Genomic DNA, 22,129 nt, shown 5'->3' on the forward strand with positions numbered 1-22,129 from the left:
ACAGTACCATTTTTCAGTTATATTTGGATTTTAGCACGAGATGATGAATTGAACAACAACATTGTCAGAATATTTGACATAGTCATTATTTTTACTTGGATAATAACCCCTTATTTTATTGCTATCTTCTATCTATAGCCTTAATATAACGCAGCCGCTCAATGTCATTAGACGCAGTAAACAAACAGGTTGTCAGAAAAATTACTAGTTCAAAATAATCAAAATGAAATTTTCGTTGTAATCGTTTTCAAATAGGTGCTATATTTCAATTGTAGTCAATTTATGCAAACGATTGCAAAAAAAGGGGATGAAACGATGAAAGGAAAAAAATGGACAGCTTTAGCACTAACACTGCCGCTGGCTGCTAGCTTATCAACAGGCGTTCACGCCGAAACCGTACATAAAGGTAAGTCTGAAGCAGCAGATAAAAACGGTGTCTTTTATGAGGTGTATGTAAACTCTTTTTACGATACAAATAAAGATGGACATGGTGATTTAAAAGGTCTGACACAAAAGTTGGATTATTTAAATGACGGCAATTCTCATACAAAAAATGATCTTCAAGTAAACGGGATTTGGATGATGCCCGTAAACCCTTCTCCTAGCTATCATAAATATGATGTAACGGACTATTATAATATTGATCCGCAGTATGGAAGTCTGCAAGATTTTCGCAAACTGATGAAAGAAGCAGACAAACGAGACGTAAAAGTTATTATGGACCTCGTTGTGAATCATACGAGCAGTGAACACCCTTGGTTTCAAGCTGCGTTAAAAGATAAAAACAGCAAGTACAGAGATTACTATATTTGGGCTGATAAAAATACCGACCTGAATGAAAAAGGATCTTGGGGACAGCAAGTATGGCATAAAGCTCCAAACGGAGAGTATTTTTACGGAACGTTCTGGGAAGGAATGCCTGACTTAAATTACGATAACCCTGAAGTAAGAAAAGAAATGATTAACGTCGGAAAGTTTTGGCTAAAGCAAGGCGTTGATGGCTTCCGCTTAGATGCTGCCCTTCATATCTTTAAAGGTCAAACACCTGAAGGCGCTAAGAAAAATATCCTTTGGTGGAATGAGTTTAGAGATGCGATGAAAAAAGAAAACCCTAACGTATATCTAACGGGTGAAGTATGGGATCAACCGGAAGTGGTAGCCCCTTACTATCAATCGCTTGATTCTTTATTTAACTTTGATTTAGCAGGAAAAATTGTCAGCTCTGTAAAAGCGGGAAATGATCAAGGAATCGCTACTGCAGCAGCGGCAACTGATGAGCTGTTCAAATCATACAATCCAAATAAAATTGACGGCATTTTCTTAACCAACCATGACCAAAACCGCGTCATGAGTGAGCTGAGCGGCGATGTGAACAAAGCAAAATCAGCTGCTTCTATCTTACTTACGCTTCCTGGCAACCCGTATATTTATTACGGTGAAGAAATCGGCATGACCGGTGAAAAGCCTGATGAGTTAATCCGTGAACCGTTCCGCTGGTACGAAGGAAACGGACTTGGACAAACTAGCTGGGAGACAGCTGTATACAACAAAGGCGGCAACGGTGTGTCTGTGGAAGCCCAAACAAAACAAAAAGATTCTTTGTTAAATCATTACCGTGAAATGATTCGTGTGCGCCAGCAGCACGAAGAGTTAGTAAAAGGAACGCTTCAATCTATTTCAGTAGACAGTAAAGAAGTTGTTGCTTATAGCCGTACGTATAAAGGCAACTCGATTAGCGTGTATCATAATATTTCAAATCAACCTGTAAGAGTATCTGTAGCAGCGAAAGGTAAATTGATTTTTGCTAGTGAAAAAGGTGCTAAGAAAGTCAAAAATCAGCTTGTGATTCCGGCGAATGCGACGATTTTAACAAAATAATATAAAAGAAATCCGTGGATGAACCCACGGATTTCTTTTATATCTCTTTTCCCAAGCAGTTAACTTGATTATGATGAAGCGGCTTAGTGGCATAATGCGTAAAACCAAGGCGCTCCCAAAACAGCTTGGCTCTAGGATTTTGAGACAGAACGCCAAGGCGTAGAACGGAAACTCCCTCTTCTTTTAGCTTGTCTTCAAACGCTAGATACGCCTGCGTTCCAAAACTGAAATTGTGATAGGCGCTATGAATGATAAATGCTCCAATCCACGGATGGTCATCGTTTGGGTTTTGTTTCATGTAATCAATAACCCCTACGTATGTATCGTCGGCTTTTATAAAGTAACTGTCTGTTTTTTCGTTCATGTATTCTTTAAAAAGCTCTTCTTCACCCCGCTCTTTTTTGCCGTTTTCTAACACGTTATAAGCTTCGTTTGAATTGATAATCTCTGACACAATATACATCGTGTCAGCTGTAATAGGTTCAAATGAAATCATATGTCTTCCCTTCTTTCTCTGCAAAGTAGCTGTATATCGTTGCTTTGTCAATTTTACCATTTTTCATTCGCGGAAAGGACGTTAAAACTCTCCATATGCGCGGGATTTTATAAGCAGATACTCGTTTTGTCAGTGCTTGTCTCACATCAGAAAGAGAAACGTTCTCTAAGACAATTGCTGCACCGACTACTTCTGAACGTTCAGCATCTACTACGCTAAAAACGGCTGCTTCGCTAACGCCGGGTATTTGCAAAAGCAACTCTTCGATTTCTTCAGCATACACTAAGCTTCCGCTGCTTTTAATCACGTTTTTGTCTCTTCCTACGATGGTAATGCTTCCGTCTTGAAGCTGAACCGCAATATCATGCGACGTAACATATCCGTTAAAAAATGAGCGGTTCGTTTCTTCACTGTCCTTAACAAACCCTTCAAATGCTTGAGTTGTTTTCACAAATAGTGTTCCTTTATCTCCTTTTTTTACTTCTTTTCCACGCTCGTTCAGGATTAAAACGTCTACGCTGTCAACAGGATAGCCTACTGTATGAGGCAGCGTTTCAGCTGTATGTGGTGAAAGCACCGTAACAAATCCCATTTCAGAAGATCCGTAATATTCATACAGATAGGCATTAGGAAACGCTTGTGAAAATTTCTTTCGAACGGAAGGAGATAATTTATTGCCTACTGAAATTACGGTTTTTGGCAGAAGTCGTTTTTCTTTTGGTCTGCTTTGTACATAACGAAGCAACGGAGAAATTAATGCGGGTGTAATAGACATACAGCTAGCTTCCTTGTTAAAAACAGCCGAAGGTGTAAACGATTCTAGCATGATAGCGTGCATGCCGCTGCAAAGCGCATGCAGAACCGGGTAAAGCTGGGCAGAATACGAGATATGTAAAGGAACAAGCACTTTGTCGTGTTGCTCTAAAGAAAATATATCGGACCACTCTTGAAATGATGAAGACCAAGAATAATGCGATTTTACAAATCCTTTTGGTCTCCCTGTTGACCCAGAGGTAAATCCAAATAAAAATAAATCGGACAGTGCATTCACTCGCCGTACGGGCAGGATTGGTTTTTCTTTTGTTATGTTAGTTAAAGAAGATGTGTTCCATAGCCAATTTGGGGATTGAATAGAAAAATAGGTATCCACTTCCGCCTCTGTTAACTCATTATGTAAAAGCATCACAATTCCACCAGCTTTTAAAATCGCTAAAAATGACACAACAGCTTCTACATTGTTTGGCATGCTTAACGCAACGAGCTCCCCTTTTTCCATCCCTTTTTCCTGCAGCTGATTTTCGGCTTTGCATACATGATCCCACATTTGACCGTAGCTTAGCTTATTAATAGAATTCGATAGTGCCAGGTTGCCAGGCGTTTGTTGACACTGATAAAAAATTAGTTCTTCAATTCGTTTCATTACTGCTTAAACTCCCTTTTTCTTTTACTTTTAGTGTATCGTAAATGTACGTTTGAGAAAACAAAAATGTAAACTTATATAAAAATTAAGTTGACTAATTTGAGTTTTATAAGATACGATAGTCATGTTTTATCATACATAGCGGAGGTTTACGATGAAAACAAAAGATATGACGTACGTTGCATTATTCACGGCTATAATGGGAGCTCTAGGCCTCGTCCCTCCTATTTTTTTATCCTTTACACCCGTTCCAATTACCCTTCAGCCTATGGGTGTTATGCTATCGGGAGGAATTCTTGGAGCTAGACTAGGAGCTTTAAGTCAATTTCTTTTTTTATGTTTGCTAGCAGCTGGCGTTCCTTTACTTGCTGGAGGACGCGGAGGGATTGGCGTATTTTTGAGTCCGAGTGCTGGATACATCATTGGCTATGTGTTTGCAGCTTTCTTTATTGGCTGGACTCTGTCACGATTTAAAAATGTAACGGTTGCAAAGGCATTTGCCGTAAATGTGTTATTTGGCATTGTGTTAGTATACGCATGCGGCATTCCTGTACAGGCAATGCAGCTTCACATTCCGTTTCTGAAGTCCCTTCAGCTAAGCTTTGTTTATCTTCCGGGTGACTTCATAAAAGCAGCGGTCGCGGCGTATTTAATTACAAAAGTTCGAAAAGCAGTAGCGGTACCTGGCCGTTCTAAAACGGCTTCTATGTAAGGAAGTGATGACCATGTATCAAGCAGCAGTTGTAAAAGCGAAGCGTACAGTGATTGGAAAAGAAAACGGCGCACTTAAAAATTTTCGCGTTCAAGAGCTAGCGGCTCCTTTATTAAAACAGCTTAGCGCTGGAATCGAGCATGAAATTGATGACATTATTTTAGGCAATGTTGTAGGTCCAGGAGGAAATGTAGCTAGACTATCCGCCTTAGAAGCAGAGCTCCCTTTTTCTATCCCGGGAATGACCATTGATCGTCAGTGCGGAGCGGGCTTAGAGGCTATTCGAATGGCCAGCTATTTGATAAAAGCTGGCGCTGGAACGTGTTATTTAGCTGGAGGAGTTGAAAGTACAAGTACTTCTCCTTTTGAAAAAAGAGCACGTTTTTCTCCTGATAAAATTGGTGACCCTGACATGGGGATCGCAGCAGAAAACGTAGCCCAGCAATACAATATATCTAAAGACCAGCAGGATAGGTATGCTCTTTTAAGCCATGAAAGAAGCTGGGAGTCTTTTGAAAAGAGATTGTTTGAAGAAGAAACGCTTCCTCTTTCAAATGTGATGCATGATGAAGCGTTTATGAAAAACCGAAACCTAACAAAGCTGCTTCAAAAAGCCAGCCCCGTCTTTTTTAAAAAAGACGGTACCGTCACTGCAGCCAACAGCTGTGGAATTAATGACGGGGCCTGCGTTACACTTGTGATGGAAGAGCAAAAAGCACGCGCCTTAGGATTTCAGCCCGTTTTACGTTTTATAGACGCTGATATTTCAGGCGTGTCGCCTCTATACCCTGCTATTGCGCCCGTCTCTGCGATTAAAAATATCTTGAAGCGAAATTCTCTTACGATAGATGACATTGACCTATTTGAAATCAATGAAGCCTTTGCCGTTAAAGTTGTTGCTTGTATGCAAGAACTGGGGATATCAGAAGAGAAAGTAAATATTCGCGGAGGAGCGTTGACGCTGGGACACCCATACGGAGCATCAGGAGCTATTTTAGCCACGCGTCTTTTTTATGAAAGCAGGCGCCGTGACGTGCGATATGTAATAGCTGCTTTAGGGAGCGGAGGCGGAATAGGAACAGCGGTATTATTTGAAGTAATCAAATAATACCGCTGTTTTTATGTCTTGCTTATCACATTGTGCTGCATTAAATACCGCTCAATATCTTTAAATGTCTCAACTGGAACAAATGAAACGTTTTGTTCGCGCAGTAAATCCTGCAAAGAATCTTTTGCAAATGTGACATCTGCATATTTTGCCGGATGTGAATCCGGCTCGCTGTCTCCAGCAAAATAAATCGTTTCGTATGTCTCTTTTAGTTCTTGAATAACAGCAGATTTATCAATGCCGTAGCGTTCTGAATGCCATCTGTGAGCAGGGTCTAGACGCAAGTGAACATTGTTTTGATGGAAATATCCTTCATTCGAATAAACTTCCACTTTTTCAACACCGTATTTATCTAAAATCGGTTTAATATAGTACGTTGTTCCAGCGCTTAAAATATAAAAATCCCCGCCGTTTTTCTGAACAGTTTTAATAAAAGCGGGCACGTATTCATCAATTGGAATATTCCCTACTTCTTCTAAAATTTTCGGTTCTTCCTGGTGAATGGATTGAAAAACAGTAGATAAAAAATCAATATCTTTCATTTCTCCTGCTTTCCATCGGTGGAAAAGTTCTTCACCTTCTGGAAAATACTTTTCAATCACAATCCAGTAAAAATCTTTTTTTGAAATTGTTCCATCAAAATCTGATACAAACGCCCATTTTTTCATTCCTCACACATCCTTTGCTACATACTAAGCAGTTCTCGAAGCTCTTCTTCTGTCAAACTGGAAAGCATTGTTTCTCCCGGCTGAATAACCTGTTCGATGAGTTCTTTTTTCTTTTGCTGCAAGCCGTAAATTTTTTCTTCGATGGTTCCTTGAGAAATAAGCTTGATGACCTGCACAACATTTTTTTGCCCAATGCGGTGTGCACGGCCTGCCGCTTGTTCTTCAATCGCCGGGTTCCACCATAAGTCATATAAAATAACCGTATCGGCTCCCGTTAAATTTAAGCCTGTGCCTCCGGCTTTTAATGAAATTAAGAAAATGTCTTGTTCTCCATTATTAAACCGATCCGCCATTTCCACCCGTTCTTTTGATGGCGTTTGACCGTCTAAATAAAAGTATGAGAGATTATCTTTTTGAAGCTCTTCTCGAATAATGTGAAGCATGCTTGTAAACTGAGAAAAGATTAACAAGCGTTTTCCATTGGCAACCGCACTTCTTGTAATCTCAAGCAGCTGCTCTAATTTGCTTGAATACCCTTCGTAATTTTCAACGAATAAAGACGGATGACAGCAAATCTGGCGAAGTCTTGTTAATCCCGCTAAGATCTTCATTCGGTTTTTATTAAAATCTTCACCGGCTAAAGATGATTTTAATTGCTCTAAATAGCCTACATATAACTCTTTTTGTTCTTTAGTCAGCTCAGATAAATGAGTTGTTTCAATTTTATCAGGCAGTTCTTTTAACACATCCTTTTTTACTCGTCGCAGTAAAAATGGTCTTACAATTCGACTGACCTGCTCCGATGACATGTTTTTAAACTGGCGAAGCCCTGGAAATAAACCAGGAAGAATGGTCTGGAAAATTGACCAAAGCTCATCAAGTGAGTTTTCAATAGGGGTACCGCTCAGCGCAAAACGTTTTTTAGCTGAAATAGTCCTAACAGCTACTGCTGTCTTCGTTGTATGATTTTTAATACTCTGAGCCTCATCTAGAATTAAAGCATGAAAATGAAGGTGCTGATACAAATCAATATCTTGACGCAGCGTTGGATAAGATGTGATCCATACGTCAGCTGTGCGTTTTAGCTTCTCCTCACGCTCGCTCGGCGTTCCTGTAATGGTTTGAACCGTTAAATTCGGTGCAAATTTCTCCAATTCGTTGCGCCAGTTATAAATCAAGGAAGCCGGCACAACAATTAAAAAAGCACTGCTATCTTCATCAAGCTCTTTTTCGGATAGGATATAGGCAATGCTTTGAAGCGTTTTTCCAAGCCCCATATCATCAGCCAGCACGCCTCCTAAAGAGTAGTGAGCCAGAGATTTAAACCACTTAAACCCATTGTACTGATAATCACGCAGTGATGCCTGCAAGGATTCCGGTACTTCCCAATCCATTTCCTCTGGGGATTTGAGCTGTGTAAGTAACCTTTTAAATGCTGAGCCAAACTTAGCAGCTGATTTATCACCCGCACTCATAATCTCTTCCACTTGCATCCCTCTGTATAAAGGTACTTGCAATGAGTTATCCTTTAAGTCTTTCTCGGTTACGTTCAGCTCACGAAACAGATTTTGAATATGCTCAAAGCCTTCGTTTTCAAGAGGAATAAACGCACCGTTATCTAGACGATGATAGCTTTTCTTTTCTAAAACAGATTTTAAAACAGCTTGAACGGTCTGATGATTAATGTCTCCTAAATCAAAATTAATTTCTAATAATCCATTGCTGTTTTTGATGTCAACCGTTGTTACTGGCGCAGAAAAATCCGTATAAGCATAATCTTTCATCTCATCCGTAATATACACATCCGCTATTTCATCAAGCTTTGGAACAATATGAAACAAAAATTCATATAAAGATGATTCATCTTGATTTAAATACAGCTGGTTTTTATAAATGTTTAAAGGAGCTGTTTCAATTAAATCCATCACGCGGTCTTCTTTTTCTAAATCTCGTATTAAGATTTTATCGTACTTTTCAGGTTGAGGTAAAAATGGATTAATTGAAATCTCTCCGTAGTGGTACCGAAGCGTCACAAACAGCTGTTCATCTTCCTGGTCAATAAATACTTTTGCTTTTAGTTCAGGTGCAATAATCTGATGGGATACTTCTTTTGCGATATCCACTTTTCCCACTTTTTTTAGTCCTGGAACGACGTGTGATAAAAAATTGCCCATCTGCTCTTCTGCTATAGGTACGACTGGCTTCAAAGGCGCCGTTTTTCGAAGCCCTTCAAGAAGCATACGCTGATCTTGAGATAGCTCATAAAACGTCCCGTTTAAAAATAGCCACCCGTATCGATCAAAAAATGAAGCTTGATGAAGTTCAGTAAAGTCTAACTCAAATCCAGCTGCCGGGTGCTTATTTAATTGAAACGAAAAAGGAGCTGAGCTTTCAGCAAAGATAATATTTTCATATGAGTGCCCGTCATGAATAAATATAAAGCTCCGATCTTTGAGCAATTGAAATAACTCTTTGGCTATGATAGAGGGAATGATTAGTTCTCTGTTATTTGCAGACGAACGATACATGGAATAAGAATTTTTATAAAATGATTCATTTGTCATAATATCCATCAGCAGCTCAATGATTTTCCTATCTTCTTCTATAAAAAAATGTTCCGCCGGGTCATATTCGAAGCGCTTGGTAAATTCGTGAGTTTTGAATTCTTTAACGTCTGTTAAAAATTCTTGAATGTTTTTTACTACATACGTCCGGTCGACGCCTACTTTCATTTCAAGCGCCACGTACATTCCTTCTGAACGTAAAAATTCTTCTGAGTAAGACTTGCAAATAAATTCCACTTTCAACGGATCTTTATCTGCATATTTTCTGTGGTCGCTTATTGTTTGCTGATAACTTGAAAATAAGTCGATAAAATGATTTACATTCTCGTATTCTTTGCTTTGGCGAAAAGGCTTCGTTTTAATTGGCTGCGGCTTTGCTCGCTCATCGCAAATGGTTAATAAAACAGCTACTTCGTGTTTGCATTCTGAAAACTCGTGATAAGCAGGACAATCGCAGAATGAATAAAAAGAATTTCCTTTTTGTTCAACCATTACCGTATACATTTCCGCCCCTCGAACGGCTGCTGTCCACGTAGTGGTCTGTTCATTGTATTCCAAGTCGAGCACACGTCCCTGCTTGTAATACGTGTGTCCTCTATAGTACGTTCTGCTTGAGTACGAATCTTTTAATTGTTCTTTGTTTAATGTTTTATTTATCATCGCTTCACAATCTTCCAATCGCATAACAGTCAATGCTGTTTCTGTTTAATTTCTATTCAGAACAAATAATGTTCAACGTCATAAACGTTGAACATTATTTGTCAATTTCTCTATTATAACATGCAACAGACATTATAAAACACTCTTAAGCAATGCAGACTGTTTTCGCTTTTTTCTTTTGTAGAGTATCCAGCCCGCTCCAGCCGATGATAATAAAAGTAGACTCAGCCCTAAAAAAGCCAGTCCTATACGATCGTTAGCCGTAACGTACGTAAAGAAGAAAATCAGTAAAATCCGAATTCCTAACGTAATAAAGCGAAAACAGCTGTCGACTCTTCCCACGATGATATTCGGTATTTTTTGCATCATAAACGTATTTCGAGCTACTCTTGTACCTGCATTTGCAAAAGCAAGAAGAAACACAACAGAAAAATAAATCGGCAGAAGTTTCATAAAGAAGAGGATAGATATACCGAGTGCAAAAAGGCTTATATTAAGCATAACGGCTAGCTCAGTGCCTGTTCTTTTCATAATAGATACGATGAATACCCCTGCCGTTAATGCCCCGAAACCATATACCGCACTTTCAATTCCATATGCTGCTGGACTTGCTTTTAATTGTTGAGTCAGATAAATAGGAAATAAATAGTTCGTCATCATCACAGCGATGAAAGGCATAAAAGAAAGCAGTAAAAAAATAGAGACGGAGCGATTTTCTTTTATAAATGTTAAACCTTCTTTCATGGCAGTGTGTTTCTTGTCGCTTCGTTCACCGCTTTGTTTATATGGAATACTCCATAGACAAAGAAATGCAGCTATATACGTAGATGCATCTACTGTTAAAATCCACTGAAGCGACCAACGAGTAATGACTAGACTCGCTATAGCGCCTGCAAGCATACTCGATAGCTGACCTTGTATTTCCATGATACTGTTTAATGATTGAAACGCATCTTTTGAAAAAACTTCTTGATTTAAAGCAAAAATCGTTGGATAAAAAAACGTGTAGTAAAGGTTTCCGGTTCCGTACAAAATTACGTAGTGAATCGTTGAATAATCGGTAACAAAACCGACGATTACAAATAACATGACCGTGATAAAACCTATCAATTCTACGGTTAACAGCATTTTCTTTCGTGACATTCGATCAATCAGAACACCTATATAAGGAGTAGCCATAAAGCTAATCACCGTCATAATCAGCATAATCGTGCCAAATAGTCTATTTCCATGTGGAGATGCAACTAACAGTAAAGGAATGGCAAGCATCGTAATACCGGAGCCGATAGAGGATAAAACATTAGCAGCTACTACGGCCTGAAAGCGCCGGTCTTTATGGAGCGCCTTCATCAAACATTTTGCTTAGCTTCTAAAATTTGCTTAGACACTTGTGTATACAGAGTCAGCTCATTAACTAATTCATGAATTCCGTTAGCTGCGTTTTTTCGTAAAGTCCCTTTTTCCAAGATGTCTGCAGGGTCTAATACCAACTGCTTAGATAGAACATTCGCATACAAAGCGCGTGTAACGGTTCTAAGGTTATTTAAAGCATTAATGCCTCCTTTTCCTCCTCCTGATACTGCTAAAAGTGCTACGGGCTTATGCGCAAAATACGCACTGTTTAAGAAGTCAAATGCGTTTTTCAACGCTCCGCTCATAGCTCCGTGGTACTCGGGCGTCGCAAGTAAAATACCATCTGCTTTTTCTGTTTTTTCAATTAGCTCTTGTACTTCTTCTGTTTCATACTGATGAGGTTCACCTGTGAATATAGGAAGCGATAATTGGCTTAAATCTAGAAAAGAACTTTGATAGCTTTTGTGAAGCTCTCTCGTCATTTGTGTTGTTCGACCTGTTTCTCTAGGACTTCCATTCATGATAAGTATGTTCATGTTTATCTACTCCTCTGTCGTTTGGTTATACGTATAGTATAGGGATGATTGAACTTTTTTTCGTCATGCTATTGATAGAAAGAAAGCTACCAATATAGACGGAGAAGCACAGAGAAAAACCTACAACTAAAGTCGTAGGTTAGGAAATTCCGTGCTGCACAGCATATAGAGCAGCTTGCGTGCGGTCTTGAACCCCAAGCTTCGATAAAATATTAGATACATGTGTTTTTACTGTTTTTTCCGTAATATGTAAGGCAACACCGATTTCTTTGTTGCTTTTTCCTTTTGCAATTTCTTTTAATACGTCTTTTTCTCGTTTTGTTAAGTGGTCAATAAAATTGACTTTCTTTTCGCTGCTTTTAGTTAAGCGTGTTAGCAAGTGTGTGGTGACTTTTGGATGAAGCTGATTTTCTCCGTTCATTAGCTTTCGAATAGCTGCTACAAGTTCATCTGGGTCACTTTCTTTTAGCTGATAGCCTGAAGCTCCAGCTTCTAGTGCCGGTATCACATGGTCTTGATCCGAAAAGCTTGTTAAAATCATGACTTGTATATGCGGTGCTTGTTTTTTTAATTCTTTTGTTGCTTCGATTCCATCGAGAACCGGCATCGATAAATCCATTAAAACAATGTGTGGTTCTAGGGATGTCGCTAACTTTAAAGCTTCCTCTCCGTTAGAAGCTTCTCCTACAATTTCTAAGTCTGGCTGCGTCTGTAAGAAAAAGACAAGCCCTTTTCGGACAACGTGGTGATCATCTGCGATTAGAATCTTTATTTTCATATGCGCTCCTTTCTGTTATGAAAGAGGAATAGATACTTCCACAACCGTTCCGTTTCCTATGCTGCTTGTAACAGATAGTTTTCCATTTAATCTTTTTATTCGCTCTTGCATGGTTTTTAATCCAAGCGTCGGCAATTCTGCTGAAGCACTATACATAAACCCATTGCCGCTATCTTGGACTTTCATAATCACTTGTTCTCTGCTTATATTTACGTTTAAATGTACATCTGCTGTACCCGCATGCTTTCGGCAATTATTAAAAGCTTCTTGGCCGACTCTCCACAGTGTCTCTTCAATCACAGCAGGCAAAACCGACACACCTTTAATTTGTTCTGTTACGTTAAGACCTAGCATTTGACCATAGCTTTTTAACGCACTGACGATGCCGTTTTCTAACCCTTGAGGACGAAGCTGCCAAATTAATGCTTTCATTTCCACTTGAGCATACTGAGCGGTTTCTTGGATTAAGGAAAAAGTCTCTTTTAACTGCACATCTTTCGCTAAGCTGCTTCCGGCTTTGGCTGTGACATTAATTGAAAATAACAGTTGATTAACAGAATCGTGAAGATCTTTTGCCAGTCTGTTTCTTTCTTCAATAAGCTTTACCTCCTGCTGAGATTGAGTCAGCTTAATCCGCTTGATAGCCGTGCCAATTTGAAGAGCGACGGATCCTAATAAATCAAGCTCTCGCTGTTCAAAATGAATTTTATGAGGGGCAGCTACATTTAATAATCCAAAGCGCTCATCCCCTGCTTGTAAAGGAACCGTTGCGTGATGGGTAATGTCGTGTGTATCCCCCCACTCATGAATGACGGAATCTTCAAGTCTCTTGCACTCCATAATATTAGACGCTTTTTGAAGCCGGCCATCCATATACCGATCAACACACCAGCAGCTTCCGTTACACATAGGCTGAGCGGTTTTATTTAATAAAGCCGGCGGCAAATGCTGAGCGGCAATCATCTCATGTTTTCCATTTTCGTCAATAAAAAAGATCCATCCTGTTTGTAAATCTGTTATTTGCAGCAGTTTTAAAAGAGCATCGTGAAGCATTGTATGTAAATTAGTGCCTTCATTTAAAATCTCGGCAATGTCTTTTAAAATCTTAAGCTCTGAAATATGATCTTTTTCCATAGCCTCTCTCCTATATGATGTATTTTCCATTTTTTATTTTATCACAATTAAAGACGATTCCGGCTCATAGGACGTTATTTTTAAGGTGTTTGCGCTTAGATATGTAAGAGTTTTTGACATCAATAATAAAAATTTCAAAAAGTATGTCAGGTAGTTTAACAATTAGCTAGAGTCTTTACGTAAAACGAACTATACTACAGATAATTCACGTAAGAAAAGAAAAAACGAAAGGAAATGAGAAGAAAAAAATATTAAAATTAATACATTGAAAACGCTTCCAAATATGAAGGCATAGTGCTATTATATAATTATTAACAGAATAGGGATGTGAGAAAGATGAATAAATTATTTTTAGAAGAGTTACGATACATTATCTTGTGTGAAGTGCCTATGACAAAGTATCGAGTAGAGCAGCTTCAAGACAAATTTGATCAAAGCCCATACTTAATTAATGAACTTTATCAACTCCTATTCGAAAAGCGTCACATTTTAGCTTTTGTTGATGATATTGAATCATCCCTGTATGACTATATTGTGAATAAAGAAATGATGGATGCTAAAACGTATTATGGAGCTATTGCACATGTAGCAAATCTTTTCGGCGAAACGCCTACATATATAAAATGCAAAATAAAAAAATATAGACAGTCTTCGATTTCAAGTATCAGTGCCTAAAAGTTGCGCACAGCTGATTCAAATAAAAAGCAAAAAAGAAATCCTAGCACAAGGGTTTCTTTTTTGTACCACTAACATATAGGGAGGAAAATAAGATGAAGACATTTTTTATCACGAATCGCTATTCGTTTCTCGAAAAGCAAGTAGATGAATACATGCAATCTTTACTGGTAAAAACACCTGAACAAGTTATTTTATATTTCGAAAGACAAATTCGAAAGTATAAAGTATATTTACAGAAAAAACATCATTACCCAGAGTGTATGGTTCAATCTATCCACCGTTTGATTGAAGAATATTCATTAATTATCATCAGGGTGAAGAAATACATTAGTTATCAAAACAAGCTGATGAATAAACAGCTCTTAGAGCCGCAGTAAAACGAATCATTTTTTATGGTTCGTTTTACTGCGGCTCTGCCGTTTTACTCCTCATATTTTAGCAGTAAATGCAGAACAGCGGGACGTTCTTCAAGATTTTTGTATGAGTGTACATGACTTCCTTCAAATTTTATAGAGTCAAATTGTTTTAGCTCGTATAGCTCTTCTTCTATTTTCATTTTGATTCTTCCTTCCATTACCGTTGCTACTTCAATTAATCCTTTATGATGAGGTTCGGGACAGTATGTAGCGAGAGGAGAAAGAAAGGCTCGGTACATTTCAATAGTTGAATCTATTTGATTTTGAAAAATAAATTCTACTTTCCACGCTTCGTCCGGTCCTTTGAGAGAAAAACCTTCTCCGCACTTAGATACAGCCACTGAAGGTTCTACTGACACTAATTTAGTTAAAGGGATATTTAAACCTGTTGTTATTTTCCACATTACTCCTAGGGTTGGATTAGTCTCCCCTCTTTCAATTTTCCCTAACGTAAGTTTGCTCACTCCCGTCCTATCTGCTAATTCATCGAGTGTGAATTCTCGCTGTGTTCTTATTTTTCTAAGCTCGTTGCCTACCTTTTTCATCATTTCTTCTGAATGCATTTTTACCTTCCTTTCTTTTGTATATTATGGTACACTTTTTTTGTATCTAAGTATACTATAATATATATTTAGGTATTTTTATTAATTAGGAGGAAAAAGTATGAAAGCAATTTTATGGGGGCTTCTCTCGTCCATGTTCTTTTCTGCTACATTTATTGTGAATCGCGCCATGAATGTATCTGGAACAAGCTGGGCTTGGACAGCATCTCTTCGTTTTTTATTAGCACTACCTATTTTACTCATTTTAGTACTTGTACAAAAGAAGTTTACACCATTATGGATGGAAATGAAAAAGCATCCTTTCGCTTGGTTAGGCTGGGGAACTCTTGCAGGAATTGGATTTTATTCATTATTAAGTTTTTCTTCACTTTTTGGACCGTCATGGCTCATAGCTGGAACGTGGCAAGTAACGATCTTGGCAGGTGCGCTCATTTCTCCACTTTTCTATGTAACGATTCAAACTGCAGACGGAAACAAAAAAGTAAGAGGAAACATTCCACTCAAAACGCTTGGTATTTCAACGTTTATTTTAGCGGGTGTGATTCTCATGCAAGTTAAAGAAGCTGAAAACATCACGCTTTCACAGTTTGTGTTGGGTTTTCTCCCTGTCGTCATGGCTGCTTTTTTATATCCGCTTGGAAATCGAAAAATGATGGAAGTTTGCAAAGGGAAATTAGATACATTTCAACGTGTTTTAGGTATGGCTATCGGCAGTATACCGCTAAGTATCATCTATGCGATATATGGATTTTATACAACTGGTATGCCGACAGCTCCTCAGTTTTCGCAAGCTTTTATATTAGCGATGAGTTCAGGTGTAATTGCGACAATGACGTTCTTTCACGCAACAGACTTGGCAAAAGAAAATTTAGCTTTGCTGGGAGCTGTCGAAGCAACTCAATCGGGCAGCATGATTTTTACAGTGTTTGGAGAAGTGTTTTTATTAAATGGGCGTGTGCCAACAGGGATAGCTTTAGCTGGTATGATGGTAATCGTAATCGGAATGATTATGAACAGTATGCTAAACAAAAAAACAAAACTGTCTTCGGCCGGTCCTTCACGTACTCTATCAAAATAAGAAAAGAGGAGATGAAAATCTGTTTAAAGGTTTTCATCTCCTCTTTTTAATATTCGAGATGATTGTTCCAATAGCGATTCCAAAGCACAGGGAATCGCATCTGTAAACCATCCTCATCATCTTCATCCCAATCAAGATCCAAATCTTGCTCATCGTACCAGATTGGATCAAACTGGTCATATTTATCATAATAGTAGTCGTTATCTAAACCTGTCTTTTCTTCATAAGCTTCACACGCTACAGCAAGTAATTCTTCTAATTGAGGAGCATAGCCTTCTACTTCTAGTGGTTGAAGAACAGAAATCATCGTCTCAGGAGATTCAATTGCTTTATAATAAATGTCTTTTCCTTGATATAAAAGCCACGCTCTAAAATAATCAAAACAATCATCTGAACAACCGCCCATTACAATATAAGCTGCTGCCCACAATGAAGAAGTATAGGATTGATCAAAATGCTGATTTAACAGCTGATCAAAGCGGAAAATGTCTTTTTCAGAACGCTTTGCTAGCGTTGAGCGGAGCCATTCCATTTGCTCGTCGACATCTATTTTTGTCTTCGCCTTTTTTATCAGTTCCCAAAAGAGATCCTCTGACATCGTGCTGTCTTTCATTACTTGCATTGAACAAGTTAAAGGCTTATACCCTTTCTTCAATTTTGCACGAATCAGCTTTTCAGCTTCCGCTTCACAAGCTTCTGCGGAAGCAAACTCTTTTACTTGCATGCGACCGGCTGTATCAACTTTTCCAAAGTGAATGACTAACTTGCTGTCTCTTCTTTCAACTTTCCAAAATTTATTCGATTGCTCATCTTTATACACTAAGGTTATTTGCATGATACATTCCCCTTTTTCATCCTACTACTATTGTGAATATTTCTCTTTTTACAAGTTATGTAGAGCCATGGCGCTTCATAATACATTTTCTTTCCTTTTGTAACATGTTCCAGTTGATTTTAATTCTTCCTAAAGTTTGTTAAAAGCTGAAGCGCTATTTTTTGATTATATTTCGCTCAGCATTTAAATTTAATGCTACTGATACAGTTCAAACAGCGAGAAATTAAAACATCATGTATGTAATATTTCACTTGTTTGTTTTTTTTGTTGCATTTACAACATTTTGTTTTTCCTTTATACTCTTTTATATCAGATATCTTTATTATACAAAAAAGAATCATAAATTCGCAGCAAAGGAAGGATTTTAATGAAAATTAAGCAAGTTACAACAAAAGAGCAGCTTGAAGAAGTATTTCATATACGTAAAACAGTGTTTGTTGAAGAACAAGGCGTGCCATTAAAAGATGAATTTGATGAACATGAAGAAACGGCAAAACATATGTTGATTTACTTTAACAATGAACCGGCAGCTTCTGGTAGATTCCGCATAGTAGACGATTACGCCAAAATAGAGCGGATATGCGTATTAAAGGAATTTAGAAAATACGGGCTCGGAAAAGAAGTGGTGGCCAGCTTGGAAGAAGCAGCGAAAAAAGAAGGATTAATTCAAGCTAAGCTTCACGGTCAAGTTCAAGCTGAATCATTTTATCATAAATTAGGGTATAAGACTGTTTCTGATGTATTTATGGAAGACGGTATTCCACACGTTATAATGAAAAAAGAATTTACGTTTTAAAAATCTTCTTGTACACAGTTACTTCAGTAAAGAAAAAGGCTCTCTACTGAGAGCCTTTTTTGTACTATTAGATTTTCATAATTCCGCCTGTGCTTGCAGAAGTTACAAGTTTAGAATATCTTGCAAGATAGCCTTTTTTCACTTTTGGCTCAAAGCCTTTCCAGTTTGCTTTTCGTTCTTCCCAAACATCTGGAGAAACTTGAACATTCATCGAACGATCTTCAATGTCAATTACGATGTGGTCGCCATCTTCTACAAATGCTAGCGGGCCGCCTTCAGCAGCTTCTGGAGATGCGTGGCCAATTGATAATCCACGAGAAGCGCCAGAGAAGCGTCCGTCCGTTAATAGAGCTACTTTTGCACCTAGTCCCATTCCCATGATTTGAGAAGTTGGAGCTAGCATTTCAGGCATTCCCGGGCCGCCTTTTGGTCCTTCATAACGAATGACTACGACATGTCCTTCTTTTACTTTGCCGTTAGCAATACCGTGCAGCGCCTCGTCTTGAGACTCAAATACAATTGCTGGTCCTTCGTGGCGAGTAATGCCGTCTTGAACACCGCCTGTTTTAATAATCGCGCCGTCTGGAGCTAAGTTACCAAATAATACAGCAAGTCCGCCTTTTTCGGTGAACGGCTTATCGATTGGATGGATAACGTTATAGTCTTTTACATCGCATCCGGCAATGTTTTCACCTAGCGTTTTTCCAGTAACTGTCATAGTATCTAGATGAAGAGCCCCTTCTTTTTTAGATAGCTCGTTTAAAGCAGCTGATACGCCTCCTGCTTCATGTAAGTCTTCAATAAATACATCAGAAGCCGGAGCCAGTTTTGCCAAGTGAGGCACGCGTTCTGCCACTTCATTAATACGCTCTAATGGATACTCAATTTCAGCTTCATTCGCAAGAGCTAGCGTATGAAGAACTGTATTTGTAGAACCACCTAACGCCATGTCCAAAGCAAACGCGTTGTCGATTGCTTTTTCTGTTACGATATCACGTGGTTTTAAATCTAATTTAATTAATTCCATAAGCTGTTTAGCTGATTTCTTAACGAATTCTCTACGTTCAGGAGCAACTGCTAAGATTGTACCGTTTCCAGGTAAAGCAAGTCCTAACGCTTCAGCTAAGCAGTTCATTGAGTTCGCTGTAAACATTCCTGAACAAGATCCGCATGTCGGACAGCCGAATTGTTCTAATTCAAGTAATCCCTTATCATCAAGTTTACCAGCTTGATGAGCTCCTACGCCTTCAAATACTGAAGAAAGAGAAATCTTACGACCGTCGCTCGTTACGCCAGCCTTCATTGGTCCGCCGCTAACAAAAACTGTCGGAATATTCAGACGTAATGAAGCCATTAACATCCCAGGCGTGATTTTATCACAGTTTGGAATACATACCATTCCATCAAACCAGTGAGCAGATACTACCGTTTCAACTGAGTCAGCAATGATTTCACGACTTGGTAATGAATAGCGCATACCGATATGGCCCATCGCAATACCGTCATCTACACCGATAGTGTTCATTTCAAAAGGTACGCCACCAGCTTCGCGAATCGCATCTTTTACGATTTTACCAAACTCTTGCAAGTGAACATGACCTGGTACAATATCAATATATGAATTGACAACCGCAATAAACGGTTTGCCGAAATCCTCTTCTTTTACACCAGCTGCACGCAGTAGGCTGCGGTGCGGTGCTCTGTCGAATCCTTTTTTGATCATGTTACTTCTTAATTCTGCCACAATAATTCCCTCCGTATTCATCTAACCTATTAAAAACTGAATCTTTTTAAATTGTTTAATAATTTTTAATATAAATACTAATTTAACAAATCACATAAAGGTTTGTAAAGGTTTATGACAAAATAATCATTTTTTATTTCAAAATAGTAAAATCACCCGCATAAATTAGTATAATATATACACATATCCCTTATTTTACAAGGGGGCAGAAGGTGGATGCTGAGCATGAAACAATCCTTTTATTACAGAGGTCATCAGGAAAAAGAAATATTTGCACAAAAATGGGATGTTGAAAACAATTCTGCAAAAGGCGTTGTTCAAATAGCCCATGGGATGGCCGAACATATTGGACGCTACGAATACTTTGCTAATGTATTAACTCAACATGGCTACATCGTATATGGAAATGATCACCGCGGTCACGGTCAAACAGCTTTAAAAGATGAAGAAAAGCGTTTTTTTGCTGAAGAAAATGGTTTTGACACCGTAGTTTACGACATGATTGCGCTGACTAAGCACATTTCAACGGAACACTCTGGTCTACCAATCTTTCTTTTCGGTCACAGCATGGGTTCTTTTCTAACGAGAAGATATATTCAATTGAATACAGAGCACATTCATGGTGTGATGCTCTCAGGTACTGGCAGCATTCCTTCCCTTTCACTGAAGGGCGGCATATTAGCTGCGACAATAGAGAAAAAAAGAAAAGGATTACGATCTGCTAGTCCGTTGCTTGATAAACTTTCTTTTGGACAGTATAACAAATCCTTTCATCCTGCTCGAACACCTTTTGATTGGTTAAGTCAAGATAATGAGGCTGTAGATTTATATGTAAATGACCCTTACTGCGGAGGAGTTTTCACAGCGGGATTTTTCTATGACTTATTAACAGGAATCAAACAAATCTCTAACTTAGCTAATATAAAGCTAGTACCATCAAACCTGCCTGTTTATTTAATATCTGGAGAACATGACCCAGTAGGCAGCTATACAAAAGGGGTACTCAAAGTATATAACGACTTTAAAAAAGCCGGATTGCAGGACGTAAGCTACCGCTTTTTTACACAGTGCCGTCATGAGTTGCTTAATGAATTAAATAAAGATGAAGTGATAGAAGATATACTAAATTGGCTTGACGTGCAAATGGACAAAAAAACGGTTCGTGTCTAGACACGAACCGTTTTTTTGATTAAGCAAATACAGATGTTAATACAGGCACTACTTGTTTTTTACGTGATACAACGCCTTCTAAGACAGCTGTATTGTTTTCAAGCGTTACGTTGTATGCTTCTTCTACTTTTGAAGCAGCAGAACCTAATGCTAATGCAGTAGAGTTGCTGTTTAAAATATCTGTAACAACTAAAAGGAATAATTGTAATCCTTTTTCTTCGATTGTTTTAGTAATAGCTTCTTCCAATTCAACTTTGCGCACTAAAACGTCGTTTACGTCAATTGCATTCACTTGTGCAATTTCTACTTTGCTTGTACCCATGCTGAATTCTTTAGCATCTAATGAAATTAATTGTGAAGCTGTTTTATCGCCTAAGTCAGCTCCAGCTTTCAGCATTGCTAATCCGTACTCTTCTGCATCTACGCCTGCAATTTCCGCTAATTCTTTAGCAGCTGCAACGTCCTGGTCTGTGCAAGTTGGTGATTTGAATAATAAAGAATCAGAAATGATAGCTGATAGCATAAGACCTGCGATGTTAGGTTCGATTTCTACGCCGTTTTCTTTATACATCTTGTTTAAGATCGTTGCCGTACATCCAACTGGCTCTGCACGATAGTATAAAGGATCTGCTGTTTCAAAGTTAGCAATACGGTGATGATCAATTACTTCAAGCACACGAACTTGATCAATATCGTTTGCACTTTGTTGGCGTTCGTTGTGGTCCACTAAAATAACTTCATTTGTTTCTTTAGATACTTCATCAACGAAACGTGGTAGTTCAGCGTTGAACTTTTCAAGAGCAAATTGCGTTTCACCGTTAATATCGCCTAATCGAACTGGTTCAGCGTCTACACCTAATTTATTCTTTAAATCAGCGTATGCAATTGCAGAACAGATTGTATCTGTGTCAGGATTTTTATGTCCAAAAATTAACGTCTTTGCCATCTTAAATCTCTCTCCTTCTTACGTATGTAAATAGCATTCTTGCGTAAATTTAGTTAATTCGTTCACGCAACATTGCCATTTTAACATAAACTTTTACATTATTTTAATTTTTTTGCGAAAAATGATATTCATCCGCAGATATTTTGCCATTTTGTATCTTTTTCATAGTAAAAACACCTCTATTTCCGATATAAATAGAGGGTTTTATACGTTCATTATATAAAAGTTAGCGATAAAACACAACCCGTCACTCTATTACTTGATAGATAACTTAAACGCAGTATCTTGCCACTTTTGATAAAGAAAAAGTAGAACAGCAACAACCATCATTAGTACAAATAATAAAAAATGATTCATTTCCTTCAGTGTATAAATATTTAGCTTTTCAAAAATAGGATTCATAACAAATGCTTGAAACAAATCAAATGCTGCATTGATAATCATAAACATCCAAAATCCAGGATAGGTAAAATAAAAAATAAAAAGCGTGCCTATTATAAATATGCCAAAAGGAAAAGGCGTCATATTAACGAAGAAAAAAAAGAGTTTTATTCACTTCCCACCAGTTAAAGCCATCTCCAATTTGAAAAACCATC

21 protein-coding genes are annotated in these 22,129 nt (G+C 38.2%); 8 read left to right on the forward strand and 13 right to left on the reverse strand.

The annotated features are described in order from the left end of the window. Positions 1–282: 282 nt before the first annotated feature. Positions 283–1,878, forward strand: coding sequence for an alpha-amylase family glycosyl hydrolase (locus JNUCC25_RS12610; RefSeq protein ID WP_064471717.1), 1,596 nt, complete (start codon positions 283–285; stop codon positions 1,876–1,878). 37 nt (positions 1,879–1,915) lie between these two features. Here the strand turns inward: JNUCC25_RS12610 and JNUCC25_RS12615 are convergent, their stop codons facing one another. Both JNUCC25_RS12615 and JNUCC25_RS12620 read right to left on the reverse strand, forming a co-directional pair. After that, the gene (locus tag JNUCC25_RS12615) at positions 1,916–2,374 is read right to left on the reverse strand and encodes a GNAT family N-acetyltransferase (protein ID WP_013057191.1); all 459 of its coding nucleotides are present in this window, start codon (positions 2,372–2,374) and stop codon (positions 1,916–1,918) included. Continuing rightward, entirely contained in the window at positions 2,361–3,794 is a 1,434-nt protein-coding gene (locus JNUCC25_RS12620) for a class I adenylate-forming enzyme family protein (RefSeq protein ID WP_064471718.1), read from the reverse strand. Before JNUCC25_RS12620 ends, JNUCC25_RS12615 begins: the two co-directional genes overlap by 14 nt. 154 nt (positions 3,795–3,948) lie before the next feature. Between JNUCC25_RS12620 and JNUCC25_RS12625 the strand changes: the two genes are divergently transcribed. Continuing rightward, positions 3,949–4,506, forward strand: a complete 558-nt coding sequence (locus JNUCC25_RS12625) for a biotin transporter BioY (protein ID WP_029321959.1) — start codon at positions 3,949–3,951, stop codon at positions 4,504–4,506. A 13-nt stretch (positions 4,507–4,519) separates the two neighbouring features. Next, positions 4,520–5,614, forward strand: a complete 1,095-nt coding sequence (locus tag JNUCC25_RS12630) for an acetyl-CoA C-acyltransferase (protein WP_029321961.1) — start codon at positions 4,520–4,522, stop codon at positions 5,612–5,614. 11 nt (positions 5,615–5,625) lie between these two features. Here JNUCC25_RS12630 and JNUCC25_RS12635 read toward each other — a convergent pair whose 3' ends face one another. From JNUCC25_RS12635 to JNUCC25_RS12660, 6 genes are all read right to left on the reverse strand, one after another. Further along, entirely contained in the window at positions 5,626–6,282 is a 657-nt protein-coding gene (locus JNUCC25_RS12635) for an MtnX-like HAD-IB family phosphatase (RefSeq protein WP_064471719.1), read from the reverse strand. Between the two features lie 17 nt (positions 6,283–6,299). Next, complete coding sequence (locus tag JNUCC25_RS12640; RefSeq protein WP_098399471.1) at positions 6,300–9,506, reverse strand: DEAD/DEAH box helicase; 3,207 nt, start codon at positions 9,504–9,506, stop codon at positions 6,300–6,302. Between the two features lie 132 nt (positions 9,507–9,638). Further along, complete coding sequence (locus tag JNUCC25_RS12645) at positions 9,639–10,856, reverse strand: MFS transporter (protein ID WP_064471721.1); 1,218 nt, start codon at positions 10,854–10,856, stop codon at positions 9,639–9,641. Further along, entirely contained in the window at positions 10,856–11,395 is a 540-nt protein-coding gene (locus JNUCC25_RS12650; RefSeq protein ID WP_029321968.1) for an NADPH-dependent FMN reductase, read from the reverse strand. Before JNUCC25_RS12650 ends, JNUCC25_RS12645 begins: the two co-directional genes overlap by 1 nt. 139 nt (positions 11,396–11,534) lie before the next feature. Next, positions 11,535–12,173, reverse strand: coding sequence for a response regulator (locus JNUCC25_RS12655; protein WP_013057199.1), 639 nt, complete (start codon positions 12,171–12,173; stop codon positions 11,535–11,537). Between the two features lie 15 nt (positions 12,174–12,188). Continuing rightward, on the reverse strand, positions 12,189–13,307 hold the full coding sequence (locus JNUCC25_RS12660; RefSeq protein WP_064471722.1) for a GAF domain-containing sensor histidine kinase: 1,119 nt from the start codon (positions 13,305–13,307) through the stop codon (positions 12,189–12,191). Between the two features lie 336 nt (positions 13,308–13,643). Between JNUCC25_RS12660 and JNUCC25_RS12665 the strand changes: the two genes are divergently transcribed. Continuing rightward, positions 13,644–13,982, forward strand: a complete 339-nt coding sequence (locus JNUCC25_RS12665; RefSeq protein WP_013057201.1) for a hypothetical protein — start codon at positions 13,644–13,646, stop codon at positions 13,980–13,982. Positions 13,983–14,077: 95 nt separating this feature from the next. Further along, positions 14,078–14,362, forward strand: a complete 285-nt coding sequence (locus JNUCC25_RS12670) for a hypothetical protein (protein WP_029321972.1) — start codon at positions 14,078–14,080, stop codon at positions 14,360–14,362. 44 nt (positions 14,363–14,406) lie between these two features. Here JNUCC25_RS12670 and JNUCC25_RS12675 read toward each other — a convergent pair whose 3' ends face one another. Continuing rightward, positions 14,407–14,964, reverse strand: a complete 558-nt coding sequence (locus JNUCC25_RS12675; protein WP_029321974.1) for a helix-turn-helix domain-containing protein — start codon at positions 14,962–14,964, stop codon at positions 14,407–14,409. A gap of 100 nt (positions 14,965–15,064) precedes the next feature. Here JNUCC25_RS12675 and JNUCC25_RS12680 point away from each other — a divergent pair, with 100 nt between their 5' ends. Next, positions 15,065–16,042, forward strand: coding sequence for a DMT family transporter (locus JNUCC25_RS12680; RefSeq protein WP_013057204.1), 978 nt, complete (start codon positions 15,065–15,067; stop codon positions 16,040–16,042). Positions 16,043–16,088: 46 nt separating this feature from the next. On the opposite strand, the gene JNUCC25_RS12685 is transcribed toward JNUCC25_RS12680, so the two are convergent. Continuing rightward, positions 16,089–16,877 (reverse strand): DUF4240 domain-containing protein, encoded by a 789-nt coding sequence (locus JNUCC25_RS12685; RefSeq protein ID WP_029321977.1) that lies wholly within the window; start codon positions 16,875–16,877, stop codon positions 16,089–16,091. A 367-nt stretch (positions 16,878–17,244) separates the two neighbouring features. Here JNUCC25_RS12685 and JNUCC25_RS12690 point away from each other — a divergent pair, with 367 nt between their 5' ends. Continuing rightward, positions 17,245–17,673: a GNAT family N-acetyltransferase gene (locus JNUCC25_RS12690; RefSeq protein ID WP_029321978.1), complete on the forward strand. Its 429-nt coding sequence runs from the start codon at positions 17,245–17,247 to the stop codon at positions 17,671–17,673. 67 nt (positions 17,674–17,740) lie between these two features. On the opposite strand, the gene ilvD is transcribed toward JNUCC25_RS12690, so the two are convergent. Continuing rightward, positions 17,741–19,417 carry a dihydroxy-acid dehydratase gene (gene ilvD, locus JNUCC25_RS12695; protein WP_013057207.1) on the reverse strand — a complete coding sequence of 559 codons (1,677 nt, stop codon included), beginning with the start codon at positions 19,415–19,417 and terminating at the stop codon, positions 17,741–17,743. A gap of 225 nt (positions 19,418–19,642) precedes the next feature. Here ilvD and JNUCC25_RS12700 point away from each other — a divergent pair, with 225 nt between their 5' ends. Then, complete coding sequence (locus JNUCC25_RS12700) at positions 19,643–20,587, forward strand: alpha/beta hydrolase (RefSeq protein WP_029321980.1); 945 nt, start codon at positions 19,643–19,645, stop codon at positions 20,585–20,587. A 19-nt stretch (positions 20,588–20,606) separates the two neighbouring features. Here the strand turns inward: JNUCC25_RS12700 and JNUCC25_RS12705 are convergent, their stop codons facing one another. Together JNUCC25_RS12705 and JNUCC25_RS12710 are read right to left on the reverse strand one after the other, a co-directional pair. Then, positions 20,607–21,533 (reverse strand): manganese-dependent inorganic pyrophosphatase, encoded by a 927-nt coding sequence (locus JNUCC25_RS12705; protein WP_013057209.1) that lies wholly within the window; start codon positions 21,531–21,533, stop codon positions 20,607–20,609. 255 nt (positions 21,534–21,788) lie between these two features. Continuing rightward, complete coding sequence (locus JNUCC25_RS12710) at positions 21,789–21,977, reverse strand: hypothetical protein (protein ID WP_223272358.1); 189 nt, start codon at positions 21,975–21,977, stop codon at positions 21,789–21,791. Between the last annotated feature and the right edge of the window lie 152 nt (positions 21,978–22,129).

The sequence above is a fragment of the Priestia sp. JNUCC 25 genome (genome assembly GCF_053667915.1).